This window comes from Candidatus Thermoplasmatota archaeon (genome assembly GCA_029907305.1).
Classification (GTDB): domain Archaea; phylum Thermoplasmatota; class E2; order DHVEG-1; family DHVEG-1; genus JARYMC01.
Map to the genome: position 1 here is coordinate 1 of JARYMC010000129.1, position 2,065 is coordinate 2,065.

A 2,065-nucleotide genomic window follows, 5' to 3' on the forward strand; every position below is an offset into this window, starting at 1 on the left:
TGTTCCTAATGATCAACTTGTTGGGATTTTAAATGCGTTTGAACAAAATGGTATTGTTTTTCATGAGGATGATTGTTATTTGAGTCTGCCGTTAAGGTGTAATACCAGGGTTGTTAGTCAGCCTGTTAAAGAGGAGTTTTTACTGGTTTCTGATTGATATAGAAATAAATTTTGCTGCCCCTTAAATAACAAAATTGTTATTTTGCAGACATAGTACTTATTCGTGTTTCAATTGATTTTTATTTGAGTTTACCATTATGTTGTAATCCTTTTGCACAGAATACGAAAAAAAAGATGCAGAGTCCTGAGTATGCTATCTCTCAAAGTGTTATCTGAGGTATTTTAGCCTAATGCAGGTTATAAAAGCCATTTATATAACGGGAGAAATCGTATCTTTTTGCCTTTGATTTCTTCTATTTGTTCATAGTCTTTTGTTAGTATGAGTAAATCTTTACATTTTAGTTCTTCGCTTGCTTTTAATAGTGCATTTATCTCATGTTTTTTTGTATCGTAGTACTCTACATCATAACATACTTGAATAAGCTGTTTCACTTTAAGGTCGTCTTTTATTATGAAATCTACTTCGTTTCCTCTTCTGTCTTTCCAGTAGAAAAGATTTGTATTATCTTGCGTTTTTTTTCTGAGCAGTTCTATCGCAGTAAGGTTTTCGTATAGCCGTCCGTAATTTTCTGAGTGTCTTGTTGAAAGGCTGGTGATGAACCCGTTGTCAATGAAATATACTTTTCGCGGATACTGTAGTTGATCCTTCACTTTATAAGAAAAAATTGGGATGCTATAGATAAAATAAGAATTTTCTACATAAGAGATATAGTGCTGGATTGTTGTTTTTCCAATTTCGTATTTCAAACTTTTTAATGTGTCATAGAGTCTACTAATTGAGTAGCTTGTTGAGTTTAGGAGTAAACGTAGCATTGCCTTGAGCCCTTCTTCGTTGTTCACATTGTTTCGTTCTATTATGTCCCTTTGTACAACAGTTCCGTAGTATTGCTGCAAGATTTCTCTTTTCTTATCATCTGATGCTAGAACGACTTCTGGCATACCTCCGTTTAAAAGATATTCTTCGAAGCTTTTCATAAGTTCTGTATGTTGATGTTCAGAGTAGCTGACAGTCTTTTCGTCTATTTTTTTCCCTTTGAATCTAAGGAATTCTCGTAAGGAAAGTGGAAACACTTTGATTTCTAGGCAGCGTCCTCTTAATTCAGTGGGAATTTCTCTGCTGGAAACCTTTGAACTGGAACCTGTTACGAAGATGCCAAAATCTTCGTTATCATAGATTCTCCGTAACCAATTACTCCACTGCGGCATGTTTTGTATTTCATCTAGAAAGAGGTGCTTCGTTTCTTTTTTGAAGGTTTGTTTAATCGTTGGTATTATCATGGTGAGAAACTCTGTATGTTGTGGTATTCGTTCGTCATCGAAGTTGATGTACACTTCCTGTTCTCTATGACTTGTTTTTAGAAGATTAGATAGAAGTTGAAGCAAGGAGTATGTTTTTCCTACCCGTCTGAACCCTGTGATAACTATGATTTTTTTTGGTTTGAAGTTTAGATATGTTTCAAGTGGAATTTCACGGGGGATGATTGTTGGTAGTTTTTTATCAATCCACGAATACAAAATTGTTCTAATTGTATCATCCATAGTACAATATGTATATCAAATTGTACTATTTAAAGCTTATTCAGTACACCTTGATCATACAGAAATCGAGTAAATTTAGAATCATAAAATTTATCTTTTAAATAACAAAATTGTTATTTTGCCGATATGTTAATAATTTGTTTTGAAAAATGCAAAAAATTGCATAATTTGAAATGAGTAGTATATAAATGAATTGTTGTTCATCACCTGGTCATAAAAAGATCTCCATACGAAAAATATCAGAATTGCAAAATCTTATGAAATATTGATTTTCTACTGTTTTTCCTACAAACGTAAACAAAAAACACTGTTTTTAGAATTTTGTAGGAATTTCTCGGAATAGGGCTTTATGTTTACTTATCAGTTTTTTGGATTGATATGAGGTGAAAAAAATGAGAGAAATTGT

Annotated in this window: 1 protein-coding gene; it reads right to left on the minus strand. The window is 32.6% G+C overall.

Annotation, left to right across the window (positions count from 1 at the left end; genetic code table 11):
- Positions 1 to 357: 357 nt before the first annotated feature.
- Positions 358 to 1,659, minus strand: a complete 1,302-nt coding sequence (locus QHH19_07245) for an ATP-binding protein (protein MDH7518115.1) — start codon at positions 1,657 to 1,659, stop codon at positions 358 to 360.
- Positions 1,660 to 2,065 lie beyond the last annotated feature (406 nt).

Excerpts from the sequence above, each read along its gene's own strand:
- QHH19_07245 (MDH7518115.1), bottom strand. The coding sequence starts at position 1,659 with ATGGATGATACAATTAGAACAATTTTGTATTCGTGGATTGATAAAAAA.